This window comes from Haloparvum sedimenti (assembly GCF_001462205.1).
GTDB lineage: Archaea > Halobacteriota > Halobacteria > Halobacteriales > Haloferacaceae > Haloparvum > Haloparvum sedimenti.
This window is the reverse complement of sequence record NZ_LKIR01000062.1, coordinates 54582-71257: the sequence shown is the minus strand read 5'-3', so window position 1 is coordinate 71257 and position 16676 is coordinate 54582. Positions and strand designations below refer to the sequence as shown.

Annotated in this window: 15 protein-coding genes; 8 read left to right on the top strand and 7 right to left on the bottom strand. The window is 70.0% G+C overall.

Annotated elements, in window-relative coordinates:
• Position 1 precedes the first annotated feature (1 nt).
• Together AN233_RS03805 and AN233_RS03800 are read left to right on the top strand one after the other, a co-directional pair.
• Positions 2–802 carry a nucleotide-binding protein gene (locus tag AN233_RS03805; RefSeq protein WP_058365521.1) on the top strand — a complete coding sequence of 267 codons (801 nt, stop codon included), beginning with the start codon at positions 2–4 and terminating at the stop codon, positions 800–802.
• On the top strand, positions 799–1560 hold the full coding sequence (locus tag AN233_RS03800) for a hypothetical protein (protein WP_245625997.1): 762 nt from the start codon (positions 799–801) through the stop codon (positions 1558–1560). Before AN233_RS03805 ends, AN233_RS03800 begins: the two co-directional genes overlap by 4 nt.
• A 175-nt stretch (positions 1561–1735) precedes the next feature.
• Here the strand turns inward: AN233_RS03800 and AN233_RS03795 are convergent, their stop codons facing one another.
• Positions 1736–2557, bottom strand: coding sequence for a helix-turn-helix transcriptional regulator (locus AN233_RS03795; protein ID WP_058365520.1), 822 nt, complete (start codon positions 2555–2557; stop codon positions 1736–1738).
• Between the two features lie 87 nt (positions 2558–2644).
• Here AN233_RS03795 and AN233_RS03790 point away from each other — a divergent pair, with 87 nt between their 5' ends.
• Positions 2645–3148 (top strand): universal stress protein, encoded by a 504-nt coding sequence (locus AN233_RS03790; RefSeq protein WP_058365519.1) that lies wholly within the window; start codon positions 2645–2647, stop codon positions 3146–3148.
• Between the two features lie 63 nt (positions 3149–3211).
• Here the strand turns inward: AN233_RS03790 and AN233_RS03785 are convergent, their stop codons facing one another.
• Together AN233_RS03785 and AN233_RS03780 are read right to left on the bottom strand one after the other, a co-directional pair.
• Positions 3212–4024 (bottom strand): SAM hydrolase/SAM-dependent halogenase family protein, encoded by an 813-nt coding sequence (locus tag AN233_RS03785; protein ID WP_058365578.1) that lies wholly within the window; start codon positions 4022–4024, stop codon positions 3212–3214.
• Positions 4025–4026: 2 nt separating this feature from the next.
• Entirely contained in the window at positions 4027–4542 is a 516-nt protein-coding gene (locus tag AN233_RS03780; RefSeq protein ID WP_058365518.1) for a nicotinamide-nucleotide adenylyltransferase, read from the bottom strand.
• Positions 4543–4712: 170 nt separating this feature from the next.
• Between AN233_RS03780 and lonB the strand changes: the two genes are divergently transcribed.
• From lonB to AN233_RS03760, 4 genes are all read left to right on the top strand, one after another.
• Positions 4713–6950 (top strand): ATP-dependent protease LonB, encoded by a 2238-nt coding sequence (lonB, locus tag AN233_RS03775; RefSeq protein ID WP_058365517.1) that lies wholly within the window; start codon positions 4713–4715, stop codon positions 6948–6950.
• A gap of 44 nt (positions 6951–6994) precedes the next feature.
• Entirely contained in the window at positions 6995–7768 is a 774-nt protein-coding gene (locus AN233_RS03770; RefSeq protein ID WP_058365516.1) for a CPBP family intramembrane glutamic endopeptidase, read from the top strand.
• Positions 7769–7932: 164 nt separating this feature from the next.
• Positions 7933–10536 (top strand): DNA topoisomerase I, encoded by a 2604-nt coding sequence (locus AN233_RS03765; protein WP_058365515.1) that lies wholly within the window; start codon positions 7933–7935, stop codon positions 10534–10536.
• Between the two features lie 184 nt (positions 10537–10720).
• On the top strand, positions 10721–11077 hold the full coding sequence (locus tag AN233_RS03760) for a four-helix bundle copper-binding protein (RefSeq protein ID WP_058365514.1): 357 nt from the start codon (positions 10721–10723) through the stop codon (positions 11075–11077).
• Positions 11078–11127: 50 nt separating this feature from the next.
• Here the strand turns inward: AN233_RS03760 and AN233_RS03755 are convergent, their stop codons facing one another.
• Both AN233_RS03755 and AN233_RS03750 read right to left on the bottom strand, forming a co-directional pair.
• A complete protein-coding gene (locus AN233_RS03755; RefSeq protein ID WP_058365513.1) occupies positions 11128–11865 on the bottom strand; it encodes a hypothetical protein in 738 nt (245 codons plus the stop codon).
• An 89-nt stretch (positions 11866–11954) separates the two neighbouring features.
• Positions 11955–13187 carry a digeranylgeranylglycerophospholipid reductase gene (locus tag AN233_RS03750; protein ID WP_058365512.1) on the bottom strand — a complete coding sequence of 411 codons (1233 nt, stop codon included), beginning with the start codon at positions 13185–13187 and terminating at the stop codon, positions 11955–11957.
• Between the two features lie 138 nt (positions 13188–13325).
• On the opposite strand from AN233_RS03750, the gene AN233_RS03745 reads away from it, so the two are divergent.
• Complete coding sequence (locus AN233_RS03745) at positions 13326–13940, top strand: DUF6517 family protein (protein WP_058365511.1); 615 nt, start codon at positions 13326–13328, stop codon at positions 13938–13940.
• A gap of 95 nt (positions 13941–14035) precedes the next feature.
• Here AN233_RS03745 and AN233_RS03740 read toward each other — a convergent pair whose 3' ends face one another.
• Positions 14036–14899, bottom strand: coding sequence for a 2-oxoacid:ferredoxin oxidoreductase subunit beta (locus AN233_RS03740; RefSeq protein WP_058365510.1), 864 nt, complete (start codon positions 14897–14899; stop codon positions 14036–14038).
• A 2-nt stretch (positions 14900–14901) separates the two neighbouring features.
• Positions 14902–16659 (bottom strand): 2-oxoacid:acceptor oxidoreductase subunit alpha, encoded by a 1758-nt coding sequence (locus tag AN233_RS03735; protein ID WP_058365509.1) that lies wholly within the window; start codon positions 16657–16659, stop codon positions 14902–14904.
• Positions 16660–16676: the final 17 nt, after the last annotated feature.

Sequence of the window (16676 nt, the reverse complement as noted above, 5' to 3'; positions counted from 1 at the left end):
CATGGTCGAGGCGTTCGCGGTCGCCAGCGGCAAGGGCGGGACGGGCAAGACCACCAGCACGCTGGCGCTGGGGATGGCGCTCGCCGAGGCGTACGAGGTGACGGTCGTCGACGCCGACACCGGAATGGCGAACCTGCTGTTCCACGCCGGGCTGGACGACGTGGAGGTGACGCTACACGACCTGCTGGTCGAGGGCACCGGCACCGGCATCGGGGAGGCGACCTACGAGCGGTTCGGGATGACGGTCGTCCCCTGCGGCACCTCGCTGGCCGACTTCGAGGCGGCGGACCCGGCGCGGCTCCGTGACGTGGTCGCCGAGTTGGGCCGCGACGCCGACGTGGTGCTTCTGGACTCGCCGGCCGCGCTCGGGTCGAAGTCCGCGGTGCTGCCGGTCGTGCTGGCCGACCGGACCGTTGTCGTGGTCCAGCCCACCATCCCCGCGCTCTCGGACGGGCTGAAGGTGCAGGAGTACGCGCGCTCGTACGGCACGGGGACCGCGGGCGTGCTGTTCAACAAGGTGCGCGGGGACGCCGACCGCGTCGCCGAGCAGGCGGAGCGCCGCTTCGGCGGGCCGACGCTGGCGCAGGTTCCCGCCTCGGACCCGGTCCGCGAGGCGCGCCGCGCGGGCGAGCCGCTACTGGCGCACGCGCCCGACAGCGACGCCGCGGCCGCCTACCGCCGGGCTGCCGACCGGCTCGACGTGCGTCCCGACGGCCCGCCCGGGGTGGGGGAACCGGCCGACGACGGCGCGGATGCGCTGGCGGACCGCTTCCGGAGCGCCGTCGTTCCCGACCGGCCATGAGAAAGGCTGGCGGGCCGACCGACGACGGGAACGAGACCGCCGCCGGGAGCGACGCGCCCGAGGACGCCGACGGGGTCGAACCGCCCGAGACGCCCGAAGCCGCGGAGGAGCTCCACATCCCTCGCGGCGAGCTACTCCGATCGCGTGTCGTCACCGACCCCGCGACGCTCCTCCGGACCGCGCTCGAGGACCGGCTCACCGGCTACGCGACCGTCGCACCCGGGGAGACGTTACTGCTCGACGGCGAGGCACGCGGCGTTCTCACCTTCGCCGACGGCGTGCCGGTGCTCGCGTACGATCCGGCAACCGACGACGGCGGCGCCGACGCCCTCGCGGCGCTCGCAGGTCCCGGTCCCATCCGGGTCGAGCTGTACCGGCTGCCGCCCTCGGCGCTGTCCGAGGCACACGAGACGCCGGCGTTGCGAGTCACACCGGGTGCGCCCGCCGCGGAGCTGGCCGGCGATCCCGATCTAGCCGACCGGACTCGGGAGATCGCCCCCGCGGAGCGGCGCGAGGAGTCCGCCGGCGGAGGGAGCGCGGTCGCCGCGTTTCTGGCGGACGACGACCGCGTCGCCGCTATCCGCGAGCAGGCCCGCGAGGAGGCGGCCGAACGCGCCGCCGAGTGGGGCCTCGAGGACGCACTCGGGGACGTGAATGAAGACGCATTCGGGGACGAGAGCGAGGACGGACGGGACGGCGAACCGGGTGTTACAGATCCTGTAACTGTATCGGAGCCGAAGACGAGCGACCGCAAGTAAGTATAGGTACGGCGGCCGGCGACCATTTATCGCCAGTCGTCCGCGAAGCGGCGACCGGTCCGGTAGCGGTTCCGGTGCCCGCATTCGGCCCTCCGCTGGCCGCTCGGTCCCCCACACCGACCCACCGTTCTCCGCGGTCGCACGGACGCTCAGCGGTGTCTCCGACGCCGTGCGCTCAAGGCGTCGGGTCGTCGGTCGTCGTCTCCTCGCCACCCAAGACGGTCGCGAGCGGTCGGGAGCGCTCCAGCGCGTCGTCGATCCGGTCGTCGACCCAGTTTCGGACCACGGCGGCGTCGGACGACAGCAGCGCGCGCATGTTGTTTCCGTCGTCGTAGGCCGCGAGGCAGGCCGTGTCCGCGAACGCGCAAAGCCCGGTCTCGACCGGCTCGGGGTGGACGTACACGGAGACGGAGCCGTCCTCGATCGCCCGCCGCAGCGCCGGTTCGAAATCGCTCTCGGAAGCTGCCAACACCGCCCGGTCGATGATGAGGTCGATCGTCGTTCCCGCGTCCAGCAGTTCGACGGCCGACTCGTTGAACGCGCGGCTGACGATGGGGGAGACGGCCCGGACGTGACCGCCGGCGGCGTCCGCAAACACGTCGAGGAAGCGGTCGACCGGAGCGAACGGGTCGCGGTCGTCCGCGACGGTCACCTCGCCGACCTCCAGCGCGGCCGGCGGAAGCCCCGCCTCGAAGGCGTCGACGTTCGCGACGAGGGGCCCGACCTCGCGGGCGCGATCTGCCTCGGCGAGCAGGTCCTCGTAGGCGGCCCGCACGCGGTCCCCGGTCGCGGTGAGCCGGTACCGCGCGTCCGCCTTGCGGACCCAGTCGCGCTCGCGGAAGCCGGCGAGGATCCGCTGGACCGTCGTACGCGTCGCGTCCACGCGCTCGGTCAGCGCCGCGGGGCGTCGCGGCTCCGCGTCGAGTTCGCGCAACACCGCGATCCGGACCGGTGAGCCCGCGAGGTAGCGGGCGTCGCGGTGCGGGGCGTCGTCCATATCGGCCGACAGTTGGACCACCGGGACAAAATACGTTGCCGTCGCCGGCATCCGGACCCATTTACGCCGGCGTCACGAAGAACGGGTATGAGCCTCCAAACCCTCGTGGTCGCCATCGGTCCGACCGAGGAGTCGCGCATCCGCCAGCTGACCGAGACGGTGACTGATGTCGCCGAGCCGAGCGGCGCCGACGTGGTGCTGTACCACGCCTTCTCCGAGCGCGCCTTCCGGCAGGGCGTCACGGAGGCGGGCTACGACCCGGAGGACCCGCCCGAGCCCGATAAGGTGGCCGAGCGGCTGGAGAGCGTCGTCTGTCTCACGGACGCCCTCGGGGACGCCGACGTGAGCCACGAAGTCGAGAGTACGGTCGAGCCGACCGTGGAGGGCATCCTCGGCGTCGTCGACGACCGGGACGCCGACATGCTGTTCGTCGGCGGTCGAAAGCGCTCCTCCACGGGGAAGGCCGTCTTCGGCAGCACCTCCCACCAGGTGATGATGAGCGCCGAGTGTCCGGTCGTGTTCGTCCGCGAGGGCGCCGACGCGGACGAGAAGAAACCCGCGGAGGGAACCGCCGCGGACGCCGAGCGATAGCGGGGCGCACGGACCGCGGTTGCCGGTAGTGCGGCCGACTGCGGTGCGGCCGACTGCGGCCGGTCAGAACACGAGCTGGATGGGGGACCGCGACCCGAGCCCGAAGCGCTCGTCGCCGCGGCCGTCGTTTACGTCACACTCCACGTAGCCGTGGCTCCCGACCGTGACGAGGCGCTCGCCGCGGTCGACGTCCGCGAACGTCTCGCCGACCGGGACGCGCTCGCCGTTCACCTCGACCGACTCGACGCCGTCCAACACCGCGCCCGGAACGTTGGTGATGACGTTGCCGAAGGTGTCGATGACCATCACCTCGCCGACCGCCGACACCGGTTCGCCCGCCGCGTTTCTGTCCACGGTCGCGGTCGGCAGCGAGAGGTCCACGTAGTCCTCGGCGGGGGCGATCCGGTCGACGGCCGCGAGATCGTCGACGCCGGCGTCGTGGACGTCCGCGGCCGCGGGCGCGAACACGTCCCGACCGTGGAACGTCGCGGAGTCCGGTTCGGGGGCGTCGATGGCGAACACCGCTATCCCCGGGTCGTCCTCGGCGGGAGCGTCGACGGGACCGCCCCGTCTACCGGCGGCGAGGCGTCGAGCCGCTGGGATCGCGAGCCCGTTGTCCGGCGCGACGACCGCGTGATCGCCGGCGCGGACGACGACGGCGGCGCGGTCGGTGCCGACGCCCGGGTCGACGACCGCACAGTGGACGGCTGGTGGGAACTCCGGGAGGAGGAAGCGGAGCCAGAAGGCGCCCGCGCGCACGTCGCCGCGCGGGAGGTCGTGGCTCACGTCGAGGAGCTCGGCGTCGGTGCGGCGCCGGACGACGCCGCGCATCGCGGCGGGGTACGGGGGACCGAAGTCGGAGGCGAGCGTGATCACGGTCACTCCCCGTTGGTGTCGGTCTCGGCCACGCGCTGGATGCGCGCGACGCCGCCGACTTCCTCGATCACGTTCACGACGGCCTCGGGGACGAGCGACTCCCAGTCGCGGCCGTGGATCATCCGCTCGCGGAGTTCGGTCCCTTCCAGCACGTCCCGGTTGAACATGGGGGAGCCGCGGACCTCCACGCCCGCCTCCTCGAACAGCCTGACGACGAGGGGGTTGTTGGAGTAGGCCACCTCGAACTTCGGGGTCATGCTCTCGACGTGGCTCACCCAGACGGAGTTGCGGTCGAGGTCCTCGATGGGGACGACGTAGGTGGTCAGGTCCAGCTCCTCGACCGCCTTGGTCACCATCATCACGCGCTCGCCGGCGGTGAAGGGGTTGCGCGTGGAGTGGGAGTCGCCCGCGGAGCCGATCCCGAGGACGAGCTCGTCGACCTCCGTGGCGATCTCCTCGACCATGTGGCGGTGGCCGTCGTGGAACGGCTGAAAGCGTCCGATGTAGAACCCCCGCATACGCGGCAGTTGGACGCGGGCGATTTATAAATACGGCGGGTCGCCCGCGATAGCGTTTTCGGCCGATAGAACTGGTGACGAAGCCGTCTACGTCCCGGTAGCCCTCGCGCACTCGGGGAGAAAGTATATCAATCGCCGTCGCCACGTTTTCAGTAGCGACACTCGATTCTATGAGCAACGAAAAGGACACGACCGAGGGGGGCCGCGAGGGGGACGACGCGCCCGTGAGCGACGAGCACCCCGACTCGGACGCCGCCGACGGTCGGGACGGGGACGACGCCGTCCCGCCGGCGGAGGATCCGCCGGACACCGGCGAAGCGGACACCGGCGACGATCCGACCGCACCCGCGAGCCGGGACGGTTCGCTCGGGAGCGGCGGCGCGGCCGAGGACGGCGTCGACGAGGACCCGGTCGGTGAGGGTCCGGTCGACGAGAGCCCGGTCGACGACGACGGGGGTATCGACGAACTCGGCAGCACCGTCGAGGTCGAGGGCGCCGAGATCGAGGACGACCCGGACGAGGACGACCTGCTGGGCGGGCTCAAGATCGACTCCACGTCGGAGATCGAGATCCCGGACCGGCTCGTCGACCAGGTCATCGGGCAGGAACACGCCCGCGACGTGATCATCAAGGCGGCCAAGCAGCGCCGCCACGTGATGATGATCGGCTCCCCGGGGACGGGGAAGTCGATGCTCGCGAAGGCGATGGCCGAGATGCTCCCGAAGGAGGAGCTTCAGGACGTCTTGGTCTACCACAATCCGGACGACGGCAACAAGCCGAAGGTCCGGACGGTCCCCGCCGGCAAGGGCGAACAGATCGTCGAGGCCCACAAGGAGGAGGCCCGCAAGCGCAACCAGATGCGGAGCTTCCTGATGTGGATCATCATCGCGGTGGTGCTCGGCTACGCGCTGATCATCACCAGCCAGATCCTGCTCGGCATCCTCGCGGCCGGGATCATCTACCTCGCGTTCCGCTACATGAACCGCGGCTCGGACGCGATGGTGCCGAACCTGCTGGTGAACAACGCGGACACCCAGACCGCGCCGTTCGAGGACGCCACCGGCGCCCACGCCGGCGCGCTGCTGGGCGACGTGCGCCACGACCCGTTCCAGTCCGGCGGGATGGAGACGCCGAGCCACGACCGCGTCGAGGCCGGCGCCATCCACCAGGCGAACAAGGGCGTGCTGTTCGTCGACGAGATCAACACGCTCGACATCCGCAGCCAGCAGCACCTCATGACGGCGATCCAGGAGGGCGAGTTCTCGATCACGGGCCAGTCCGAGCGCTCCTCGGGCGCGATGGTCCAGACCGAGCCCGTCCCGACGGACTTCGTCATGATCGCGGCCGGGAACCTCGACGCGATGGAGAACATGCACCCGGCGCTGCGCTCCCGGATCAAGGGGTACGGCTACGAGGTGTACATGGAGGACACCATCGAGGACACCCCGAAGATGCGCCGGCAGTACGTCCGGTTCATCGCCCAGGAGGTCGCGAAGGACGGCCGCCTGCCGGAGTTCACCGCGGAGGCCGTCGAGGAGGTCATCCTCGAGGCGAAGCGCCGCTCCGGCCGGAAGGGGCACCTCACGCTCCTGTTCCGGAACCTCGGTGGGCTGGTCCGCGTCGCCGGCGACATCGCCCGCGGCGAGGACGCCGACTACACCACCCGCGAGCACGTGCTGTCGGCGAAGGGCCGCTCCCGCTCCATCGAGCAGCAGCTCGCGGACGACTACATCGAGCGCCGCAAGGACTACGAGCTGCAGGTCTCGGAGGGGTACGTCACCGGCCGCGTCAACGGGCTCGCCGTCATGGGCGAGGACTCGGGCATCATGCTCCCCGTGATGGCGGAGGTCACCCCCACGCAGAGCGGCGGCCAGGTGATCGCCACCGGGCAGCTGAAGGAGATGGCCGAGGAGTCCGTCCAGAACGTCTCGGCGATCATCAAGAAGTTCTCCGACGAGAACATCTCCGAGAAGGACATCCACATCCAGTTCATCCAGACGGGCCAGCAGGGCGTCGACGGCGACTCCGCGTCCATCACGGTCGCGACCGCCGTCATCTCCGCGCTGGAGGACATCGGCGTCGACCAGAGCCTCGCGATGACCGGCTCGCTGTCGGTCCGCGGCGACGTGCTCCCGGTCGGCGGCGTCACCCACAAGATCGAGGCGGCCGCGAAGGCCGGCTGCGACCGGGTGATCATCCCGAAGGCCAACGAGCAGGACGTGATGATCGAGGACGAGTACCGCGAGATGATCGAGATCATCCCGGTCTCGCACATCAGCGAGGTCCTCGACATCGCCCTGGAGGGCGAACCCGACAAGGACTCGCTGGTCGCTCGCCTCAAGTCGATCACCGGCTCCGCGCTGAAGGAGGGGGGCGTCGCCGGCTCCTCGAACCCCAGCCCGCAGTAGCGCCGGGTCCCGTTTTCCGACGTTTCTCACCGACTCATCACCTCATGACCGACTGGACCGCCTTCGCCGCCGGCGCCGGCCTGTTGACCGCGGTCCTGCTGTTTCTGACGCACCGGTCGCGGCGAACGCTCGACCGCGTCCAGATCGTCGGGGTCGACGAGCCTGAGCACAGGAGCTCCGAGACCGCCGCCGATCCACCGCGTCCGGTCCTCACCACGCGCGCGCTCCTGGCGAACGTGGCGGTCTCGCAGGCGCTCGCGCTCGGGGTGCTGGCCGCGCTCGCGTGGTGGACCGAGGTGCCCGCCGCGGCGTTCGGCCTCGCGGCGGCGGTCGCGACGCCTCGCCTCCTCGCGGTCGGCGTCGTCGCGGGCACCCTTCTGTACCTCGGTAACGAGGCCGCGGCCGCGCTCGCGCGCCGGGCCGGGTACAGCCCGTCGACGCGGCTCCGCGAGGCGATGGCGCCCACGACGCGGGGCGAGTGGGGACTCCTCCTGGGCGTCGTCGTCCCCGTCATCGCCGCGACCGAGGAGGCCGTCTTCAGGGGCGCGCTCGTGGGCGCGCTGGCGCTCGGGCTGGGCCTCGACCCGTGGCTCCTCGTCGCGGTCTCGTCGGTCGCCTTCGGGCTCGGGCACGGCGCGCAGGGCGCGCTCGGCGTGGCGGTCGCCGCGTTGCTCGGCGCCGTGCTCGGCGCGCTGTTCGTCGCCACCGGGAGCCTGCTCGCGGTCGTCGTCGCCCACTACGTCGTGGACGCGCTGGAGTTCGGCGTTCGCGAGGGGGTCGGTCGGAACCCCCTCTCGTCCGCCGAGAGACCCGAGTAGGCGACGACGCCTCGCCATTCGCCATCCACCTCGCGCACGCGGGCCGGCGCGAGGCGAGTGCGCGGCTGCGTCGCGCCCGGACGCGCCCGTCCCCGCGTGTGCTTGCGGTTTTCGGCGGTTCCGGCACGAAAGGTTTAGGCGGGGGAGCGGCGTAGCGGGACGCAATGAGTCGGGGTCCGGAGCTGATCATCACGGAGAAGGACAACGCCGCGCGGCGCATCGCGGACATCCTGAGCGGGGAGTCCGCGGAGGCCGACCGGATGAACGGCGTCAACGTCTACAAGTGGGGCGGCAAGCGCTGCATCGGCCTGTCGGGCCACGTCGTCGGCGTCGACTTCCCCGCGGAGTACAACGACTGGCGCGACGTGGAGCCGGTCGAGCTGATCGACGCGCCGACGACCAAGGAGCCGACCCAGGAGAGCATCGTCGCGGCCCTGCGGCGCCTCGCGCGCAACGCCTCCCGGGTCGTCATCGCGACGGACTACGACCGGGAGGGCGAACTGATCGGCAAGGAGGCCTACGAGCTGGTCCGCGAGGTGAACGAGGACGCGCCGGTCGACCGCGTGCGCTTCTCCTCGATCACCGACAACGAGGTGAAGAACGCCTTCGAGAACCCCGACGACCTCGACTTCGACTTGGCCGCGGCCGGCGAGGCTCGGCAGGTGATCGACCTCGTGTGGGGCGCGGCGCTCACGCGGTTCCTCTCGCTGTCGGCCCGCCAGCTCGGCGACGACTTCATCTCCGTCGGCCGGGTGCAGGGGCCGACGCTGAAGCTCATCGTCGACCGCGAGCGGGAGATCCAGGCGTTCGACCCCGAGGACTACTGGGAGCTGTACGGCGACCTCACGAAGGACGGCGGGGACCCCTTCTCGGCACAGTACTTCTACAAGAACGCGCACGACAACGAGTCGGAGCGCGTCTGGGACGAGGCAACCGCCGACACGCTCGACGAGGCGCTCCGGGCGGCCGAGGGCGCGACCGTCGACTCCGTCAGCCGCCGCACCCGGACCGACGACCCGCCGGCGCCGTTCAACACGACACAGTTCATCCGCGCCGCGGGCTCGCTCGGCTACACCGCCCAGCGCGCGATGTCCATCGCGGAGGACCTCTACACCGCCGGCTACGTCACCTACCCGCGGACGGACAACACCGTCTACCCCGAGGACCTGGACCCCCGCGAACTGCTGGAGGCGTTCCTGAACTCCGGCTTCTCGGACGAGGCGAAGGGCCTGCTCGAACAGGAGGAGATCGAGCCCACCGAGGGCGACGAGGAGACGACCGACCACCCGCCGATCCACCCGACCGGCGAGCTCCCGTCGGCCGCGGACCTCTCGGACGACGAGTGGGAGGTGTACGAGCTGATCGTCCGGCGATTCTTCGCCACCGTCGCCGATTCGGCCGAGTGGGAGCACCTCCGCGTCGTCGCGCTCGCGAACGGCGCGGCGACCGAGATCGCCGCCGAGGCGGACCCCCGCGCCGCGCTGCGCGACCCCGCGCAGGCCGACGAACCGGACGCGGTCGAGCCCTCGCTCGCCGCCGACGGCGGCCTCCGAATGAAGGCCAACGGCAAGCGGCTGGTGGAGGCCGGCTACCACGACGTGTATCCGTACCTGTCCTCCAGCGAGACGGCCGTCCCGGACGTGGCGGAGGGCGAGACGCTCGCCCTCGACGAGCGGACGCTCGAGGCGAAGGAGACCCAGCCGCCGCGGCGCTACGGCCAGTCGCGGCTCATCGAGAAGATGGAGGAGTTGGGCATCGGGACGAAGGCGACTCGGCACGGTACGCTCGAAAAACTGTACGACCGCGGCTACATCGAGAACGACCCGCCGCGGCCGACGCGGCTCGCGGAGGCGGTCGTCGAGGCCGCCGAGCAGTTCGCGGACCGCGTCGTCTCCGAGGAGATGACCGCCCAGCTGGAGGCGGACATGCGCGCCATCGCGGACGGCGAGACCACCTACGAGGAGGTGACCGAGGAGTCCCGCGAGCTTCTGGAGACGGTGTTCGCGGAGCTGACGGAGTCCCGCGAGGAGGTCGGGGACCACCTCCGCGACTCGCTGAAGGCCGACAAGACGCTCGGCCCCTGCCCGGAGTGCGGCGAGGATCTGCTGGTCCGAAAGTCCCGGCACGGCTCCTACTTCGTCGGCTGTGACGGCTATCCCGACTGCGAGTACACACTCCCGCTCCCCTCCACGGGGAAGCCCCTGATCCTCGACGAGGAGTGCGAGGAGCACGGGCTCGCGCACGTGAAGATGCTCGCCGGGCGCAAGACGTTCGTCCACGGCTGCCCGCAGTGTAAGGCCGACGAGGCGGACGAGCAGGACGACGAGGTGATCGGCGTCTGTCCGGAGTGCGGCGAGGAGGAGGGCGGCGAGCTGGCGATCAAACAGCTCCGGTCCGGCTCCCGACTGGTCGGCTGTACGCGCTACCCGGACTGCGACTACTCGCTCCCGCTGCCGCGGCGCGGCGAGATCGAGGTGACCGACGAGACCTGCGAGGAGCACGACCTCCCGCACCTGCGCGTCCACTCCGGCGACGAGCCGTGGGAGCTCGGCTGCCCGATCTGCAACTACCGCGAGTATCAGGCCCGACAGAACGGCTCCGAGTTAGAGGCCGTCGAGGGCATCGGCGAGAAGACGGCCGAGAAGCTCGAGGGCGCGGGCGTCGAGTCGGTCTCGGACCTCAAGGAGGCCGACCCGGACGACCTGGCCGCGGACGTGGACGGGGTCGGCGTGGACACGGTTCGGGACTGGCAGGCGAAGGCGGACTGAGATCGGACGCTTTCGCTGCTGCCGCAGCCGTTCGACGAGGGGGTCGGTGTTGATACGGCCTGAAGCCGCGGCTTTCGCGCGGTTGGCGGCCCCTCGGGAGAGCCGTGGCGGCTGGTCCCTGGATAATGCCCTTGGATATGCAGGCGTCGCACTCTCTCCCGTCCCGACCGAATCCCGAGGCGCAATGTCTCTCACGGAAACGGTCGACAGGATCGAGGGTCTGAGCGATGACCAGCGCGAGTGCATCGAGAACTGCAACGAGGCCGCAGAGGCGTCCGAATGGTGCGCCGACGAGTGTCTCGGCGACCCCGACATGGAGCGGTGCGCCCGCCTCTGTCGAGACGTCGCCGACCTCACGTCGCTGCACGCTCGGTTCATGGCCCGTCGGTCGCAGTACAGCTCCACGCTCGCAGCCGCCTGCGCGGAGGCGTGCGAGGCCTGTGCGGAGGAGTGTGGAAAACACGACGCCACCCACTGTCAGGTCTGTGCCGAGGTCCTGCAGGAATGCGCCGAGAGCTGCCGAGGGATGGCGGACGCGTAAGCGAGAATCCGATCGGGATGGCCTGATGGACGGTCGCGACCGCCGTCCCTTCAGCCGTCCGCCCGCGGCCGGATCAGGTCCGCGAGCGCGACGAGCAGGCCCAGCAGCCAGCCGGCCGGCACGGACAGCGCGAGCCACATCAGCACGTAGCCGGTGCCCTCGAGCGTGAAGTTGGCGCGGAGCCACTCGTTGATCCCGCCGACCGCGAGCACGCTGTCGAGGAGCCAGATCGCCAGCTCCGTGCTGTTCGGGAAGATCACGTTCCCGAGCGAGGGCGTGAACAGCGCCGCGACGACCGGGGGCAGGAACAGCGCCGTCATCGCCGCGGGGTACGCGAGCAGGACGCTCGTGATCCGGCCGCCGACCTTCGCGAACAGCGCGGCGAGGCCCGCCGCGACGACCGCGACGACGCTCGCGGCGCCGACCGCGAGGAACGCCTCGGTGGAGAGTTGGACACGCGTGACGACCGTCAGCGCGCCCCAGACGACCGCCGCGGTGCCGACCGCGCCGAGGACGCCGATCCGCGTCACCGCGGAGTCGAGCCGCGCGGCGTAGTGGCGCGTCGCGAACCCGACGAGCAGGAGCGGATAGCCGAGCAGCACGGGGAGCGCGCCCAGCACCGCCCAGAGGTAGTAGCCGACCTTCTGCGGGGCCGTCTCGGGTTTCCACTTGCCGAGGACGTGGCTCGCGTCGAGCTGGCGGGGAAACAGCAGCTCCATCCACGTCTCGTGGAGCCGCAACACGTCGATCCGGATCGCGTCGAGCAGGCCCGGTGACCGTCGTTCCATCGCCCGCTACTCGCGCCCGGGGTGACGTGAACTTTGTGCCTTCCGCTGGACCGACCGGGGCGCACGACGGCGGTCACGTCACCGGGTCGTCAGTTCCCGCGCCAGCGCTGCTTCGCGAACGAGACCAAAAGCGGGAGGTCGTCGAGGTGGATCAGGTGCCGCAGGGCCGCGGGGTTCCCGCCGTTGACGGCCGCGAGCACGTCGTCGTCCGTGCCCTCAAGGTCCGCCATCAGGCGGTCGTAGCGCTCGTTGGGCGCGAGGTACAACAGCTCCGTCATCAGCAGCCGCTTGCGGGCGTTCGGCGCGACCTCTGCGTGCCAGAGGTCGTCGTACGTCTCCATCGCGGCCGCGGAGGTGTCGGTCTCGCCCGTTAGACAGCGGTCCGCGGTCGCGGCGGCCGCGCGGCCCGACTGCATCCCCTTGTGGATCCCCTCGCCCCACAGGGGGTCGATGCTCGGGACGGTGTCGCCGATGGCCATGAACGAGTCCGTGCTCATGCCGGTCGGGAGCTGGATGTGCGCCGAGCCGCGGTGGACCTTTCCGTCCAGCTTCTCGGCGTTCCGGAAGCGCGGGTCGCGGTCGAGCCACTTCTCGAGGTAGCCGTCGATGGTGGTCCCCTCCTCGGCGGTCTGGCGGTGTCTGTCGTTCTGGATGTAGCAGAGGCCGACCTTCGCGGTGTCGCCGCCGGTGTGGAAGATCCACGAGTACCCGCCGGGCGCGAGGTCGTGATCGAGCCGGAGCATCATCGCGTCGCGGAGGTCCGCGTAGTCGGGGTGGTTCACGTCGATCCCCTCCATCTCCCACTCGATGCCGATCGCCTGGTTCTCCCGCTTCAGATCCACGACGTCGAGCTTCTTGGCCAGCGGCGCCGCCGGACCGGTCGCGTCGACCACGATCTCCGCGCGGACCTCCTCGTCGCCGTCGTAGCGGACGCCGACCACGTCGCCGTTCTCCGTGATCGGCGCGGAGACGCGCGAGTCGAAGCGGTACTCGGCGCCCTTCTCGCGGCCGTCCGCGACGAGCCACTGTTTGAAATCCGCGAACTCCAGTACTGCGCCCGGTTGGTGCTGGACGTAGTGGCGGTTGGGCGACTCCAACACCACGTCGTCGGTGAACTGCATCACCACGTCGTCGGGCACGCCGAACGACGCCATCATGGAGGGGAACGTCCCCGCGGTCGATTTGTTGCTCTGACGCGGGAACTCGGACTCCGGCTCCGTCTCGAGCACGAGGACGTCGTAGTCCCGCGCCGCGAGGTCGCGGGCACACTGTGCACCCGCGGGGCCGGCTCCGGCGATGACCACGTCGAAACGGTCGCTCATAGCCGAAGGTGATGCCCGCGATTTATCAGTATTGCTGAAGAGTCCTGTCCTCCGCGAGTCGACGGGTTTCGCGGCGGTCGCTCCGGTCGCGTCGTCGGCACGCCAAGTTTATAAGTAATGCAGCGCCTTCCTGACCGTATGCGAACCAGGATCGTCGCCGCTCTCGCGGTCGTCGTGCTGCTCGCCGGCTGTACGGGCGGCGCGTACAGCTTCGAGTCCTCGCCCGCGAGCGTGCCCGACGACGCGCTCTCCGAGGCGGGCTACGAGGCTTCGGAACCGGAACCGTTCACGATCAACGAATCCATCGAGGTGGCCGGGGTGAGCGCCGACGTCACCGCCACCTCGTGGGTCGCCACCTACGCCAGCAGCGAGCGGCAGGCCTCGCTCACGGTCGCGTCGACGCCCGACGCGACGGTCGCCGGCCAGTCGGTCAACCCCGTCGTGCGGCTCTCGAACGAGGAACTCGTCCAGCGCGTCCTCGACCGTGCCGGCGATTCGGCCGACCTCAACGCCAGCGACGTGGAGGTCGTCGGCTCCGAGACGCGGACCGTTCTCGACACGGAGACCGAGGTGACGACCTTCGCGACGACCACGCAGGTCGACGGAGAGGAGGTCCCGCTTCGGATCCACCTCGCGACCGTCGCCCACGAGGGCGACGTGGTGGTCCTCGTCGGCCTCCACCCGGCCGCGGTCGACGAGAAGGCGACGCTGCTTGACCTGATGGAGACGGTCGAACACCAGGGCTCGGAGTGACGCCGCGCGGGTTCTGAGCGGTCACTGACGGCGCAGAAACCGCGTCGCTCGCCGATGCGAATATCGACGCCGACGAAAAAGCTGCGGACGGCGGCTCAGTAGAACTCGCGAACGAGGTCGGTCGCGCCCTCGGGCGCGCCGTCGGGGATGATCGACATGTCCTCGTCGACGCCGTGCTGCTCGTGGTACGGCACCGAGTCCTCGTCCTTGTAGACGACGCCCTGGTACTCCTTGTTCTGGTCGAGGATGACGTCCTTGGCCGCCTCGCGGTCGGTCGGGTCGTGGTCCTCCTCCTTGAGGTCCACGAGGCTGTCGCGGAAGTAGTCGTAGGTGTCCACGTCGTTGAAGGTGACACACGGCGAGTAGACGTTCACGAAGCCGAACCCGTCGTGTTCGACGGCTTCCTGAACGATCTCCTGGTGACGGAGCGCGTCCGAGGAGAACGACTGCGCGATGAAGGTCGCGCCGGAAGCGAGCGCCAGTGCGTGGGGGTTAACCGGCGGCTGCTTCGGCCCCTCCGGCGTGGTGGCGGTCTCGAAGTCCTCGCGCGAGGTCGGCGAGGCCTGCCCCTTCGTGAGCCCGTAGATGCGGTTGTCCATCACGACGTACGTCATGTCGACGTTGCGCCGCACGGCGTGAACGAAGTGGCCCGCGCCGATGGAGTAGCCGTCGCCGTCCCCGCCCGCGACCATCACCTCGATGTCGGGGCGGGCGATCTTCACGCCCGTGCCGACGGGCAGCGCGCGTCCGTGAACGCCGTGGAGCGCGTAGCTGTGCATGTACGTGCCGATCTTGCCGGAGCAGCCGATGCCCGCCACGACGAAGGTGTTGTCGGGGTCGTTGCCCGTCTCCGCGAGCGCCTTCATCATGCCGTTCATCGTGCCGAAGTCGCCGCACCCCGGGCACCACGTCGGCTGCTTGTCGGACTTGAAGTCGGTGAATCGGATCTCTGAGCTCATGGTTACGCCTCCGCTCCCTCCGCGAGGGTCGCCTCGATCTCGGCGGCGAGTTCGTCCGCGTTGAACCGCACGCCGGTGTACTTGTTGACGCGGTCGACCCGTTCGAGCACGTCGTGCTCGACGATGTCCGCGAACTGTCCCGTCTCGTTACACTCCACGACGACGACGTTCTCGGCGGCCTCGACCGCGTCCGACAGGTCCGGCCGCGGGAAGATGTACGGCACCGAGAGCACGCGCAGGTCGATGCCCTCGTCGTCGAGGAACTCCAGCGCCTCCGCGAGCGCGCCCTCGTTCGAGCCCCAGGTGATGACGAGGTTGTCGGCCTCGGGGTCGCCGAACTCGCGCGGGCTCCAGTCCTCGCGCTCCTTTGCCGTCTCGACCTTTCGGTTGCGCTTGTCGACCTGCTCGACGCGCATGTCGGTGTCCTCGGTCCGCCGGCCCTGCTCGTCGTGCTCCAGCCCGGTGGACATGTGCGCGCCGCCCGACGTGCCGGGGAACGCGCGCGGCGAGATGCCGTCCTCGGTGATCTCGTGCGGCTGGAACCCGCCCGATTCGGAGAGGTGCCCGTCGATGTCGGCCTCGTCGACGACGAAGCCGCGGTCGATCTCGACCTCGTCCATGTCGAAGGTGTCCGGCGTGAACGTCTGCTCGGTCACCGCCATCGAGAGGTCCGCGGTGAGGTACACGGGGATCTGGTACTTCTCGGCGAGGTTGAACGCCTCGACGGTCTTCCAGAAACACTCCGCGATGGTGGTCGGCGCGAGCACGAACCGCGGGATCTCGCCGTGACCGCCGTACAGCATGTGGTTCAGGTCGCCCTGTTCCTGCTTCGTCGGCATCCCCGTCGAGGGACCCGAGCGCATCACGTTACAGATGACCAGCGGCGTCTCCGAGGTCGCGATCAGCCCGAACGTTTCGGTCATCAGGTCGATCCCCGGGCCGGAGGTCGCGGTCATCGAGCGGGCGCCCCCGCGGGCGGCCCCGAGCGCCATGTTGATCGCGGAGAGTTCGTCTTCAGCCTGAATGACGTGCCCGCCGAACTGCTCGATGCGGCCCTTCAGGTAGGTCATCACGTCCGTCGCGGGCGTGATGGGGTAGCCGGCGTAGAACCGGCACCCGGCCGCGATGGCGCCCATGCCGATCGCCTGGTCGCCGTTGAGCAGGACGTAGTCCTCGTCGGTCGTGTCGAGGTCGTAGTCGAACGCGTGGTCGTACTCCTCCTCGACGTACGACTGGCCCGCGCGGGCCGCCTCCATGTTGTTGTCGACGAGCTGCTGGCCCTTGTCCTTGAACCGCTTCTCCAGCGCGGAGTCGAGGTTCTCGATGGGGAAGTTCGTCACCTCGCAGGCGGCACCGAGCGCGACGACGTTTCGCATGATGGCCCCGCCGGCCTCCTCGGCCAGCCGCTTGAGCGGCACGTCGAGCCCCACCATCTCGCCGGGGATCTCGACGTCCTGCATCGTCGTCCGCTCGCCGTCGTAGATGATCACCGAACCGTCGTGGAGCTCGTCGAGGTTCTCCTCGATGGTCCGGGGCGTCAACGCGATCAGCACGTCCAGTCGATCGACGACGCTCTGTACCTTGTCGACGGACGTGCGAACCTTATACGCGGTGTAGCCGCCGCGAATCCGGGACGCGAAGTCCTTCGACGTGAATACGTGTCGACCCGCTCGGGAGAGCGCTTGCGCGAAGATCTTCCCCGTCGAGTCGATGCCATCGCCGGCTTCCCCGCCGATGGCCCAGTTGAAGTCCGCAGCCATGCTGTCTCTGGCTTCAT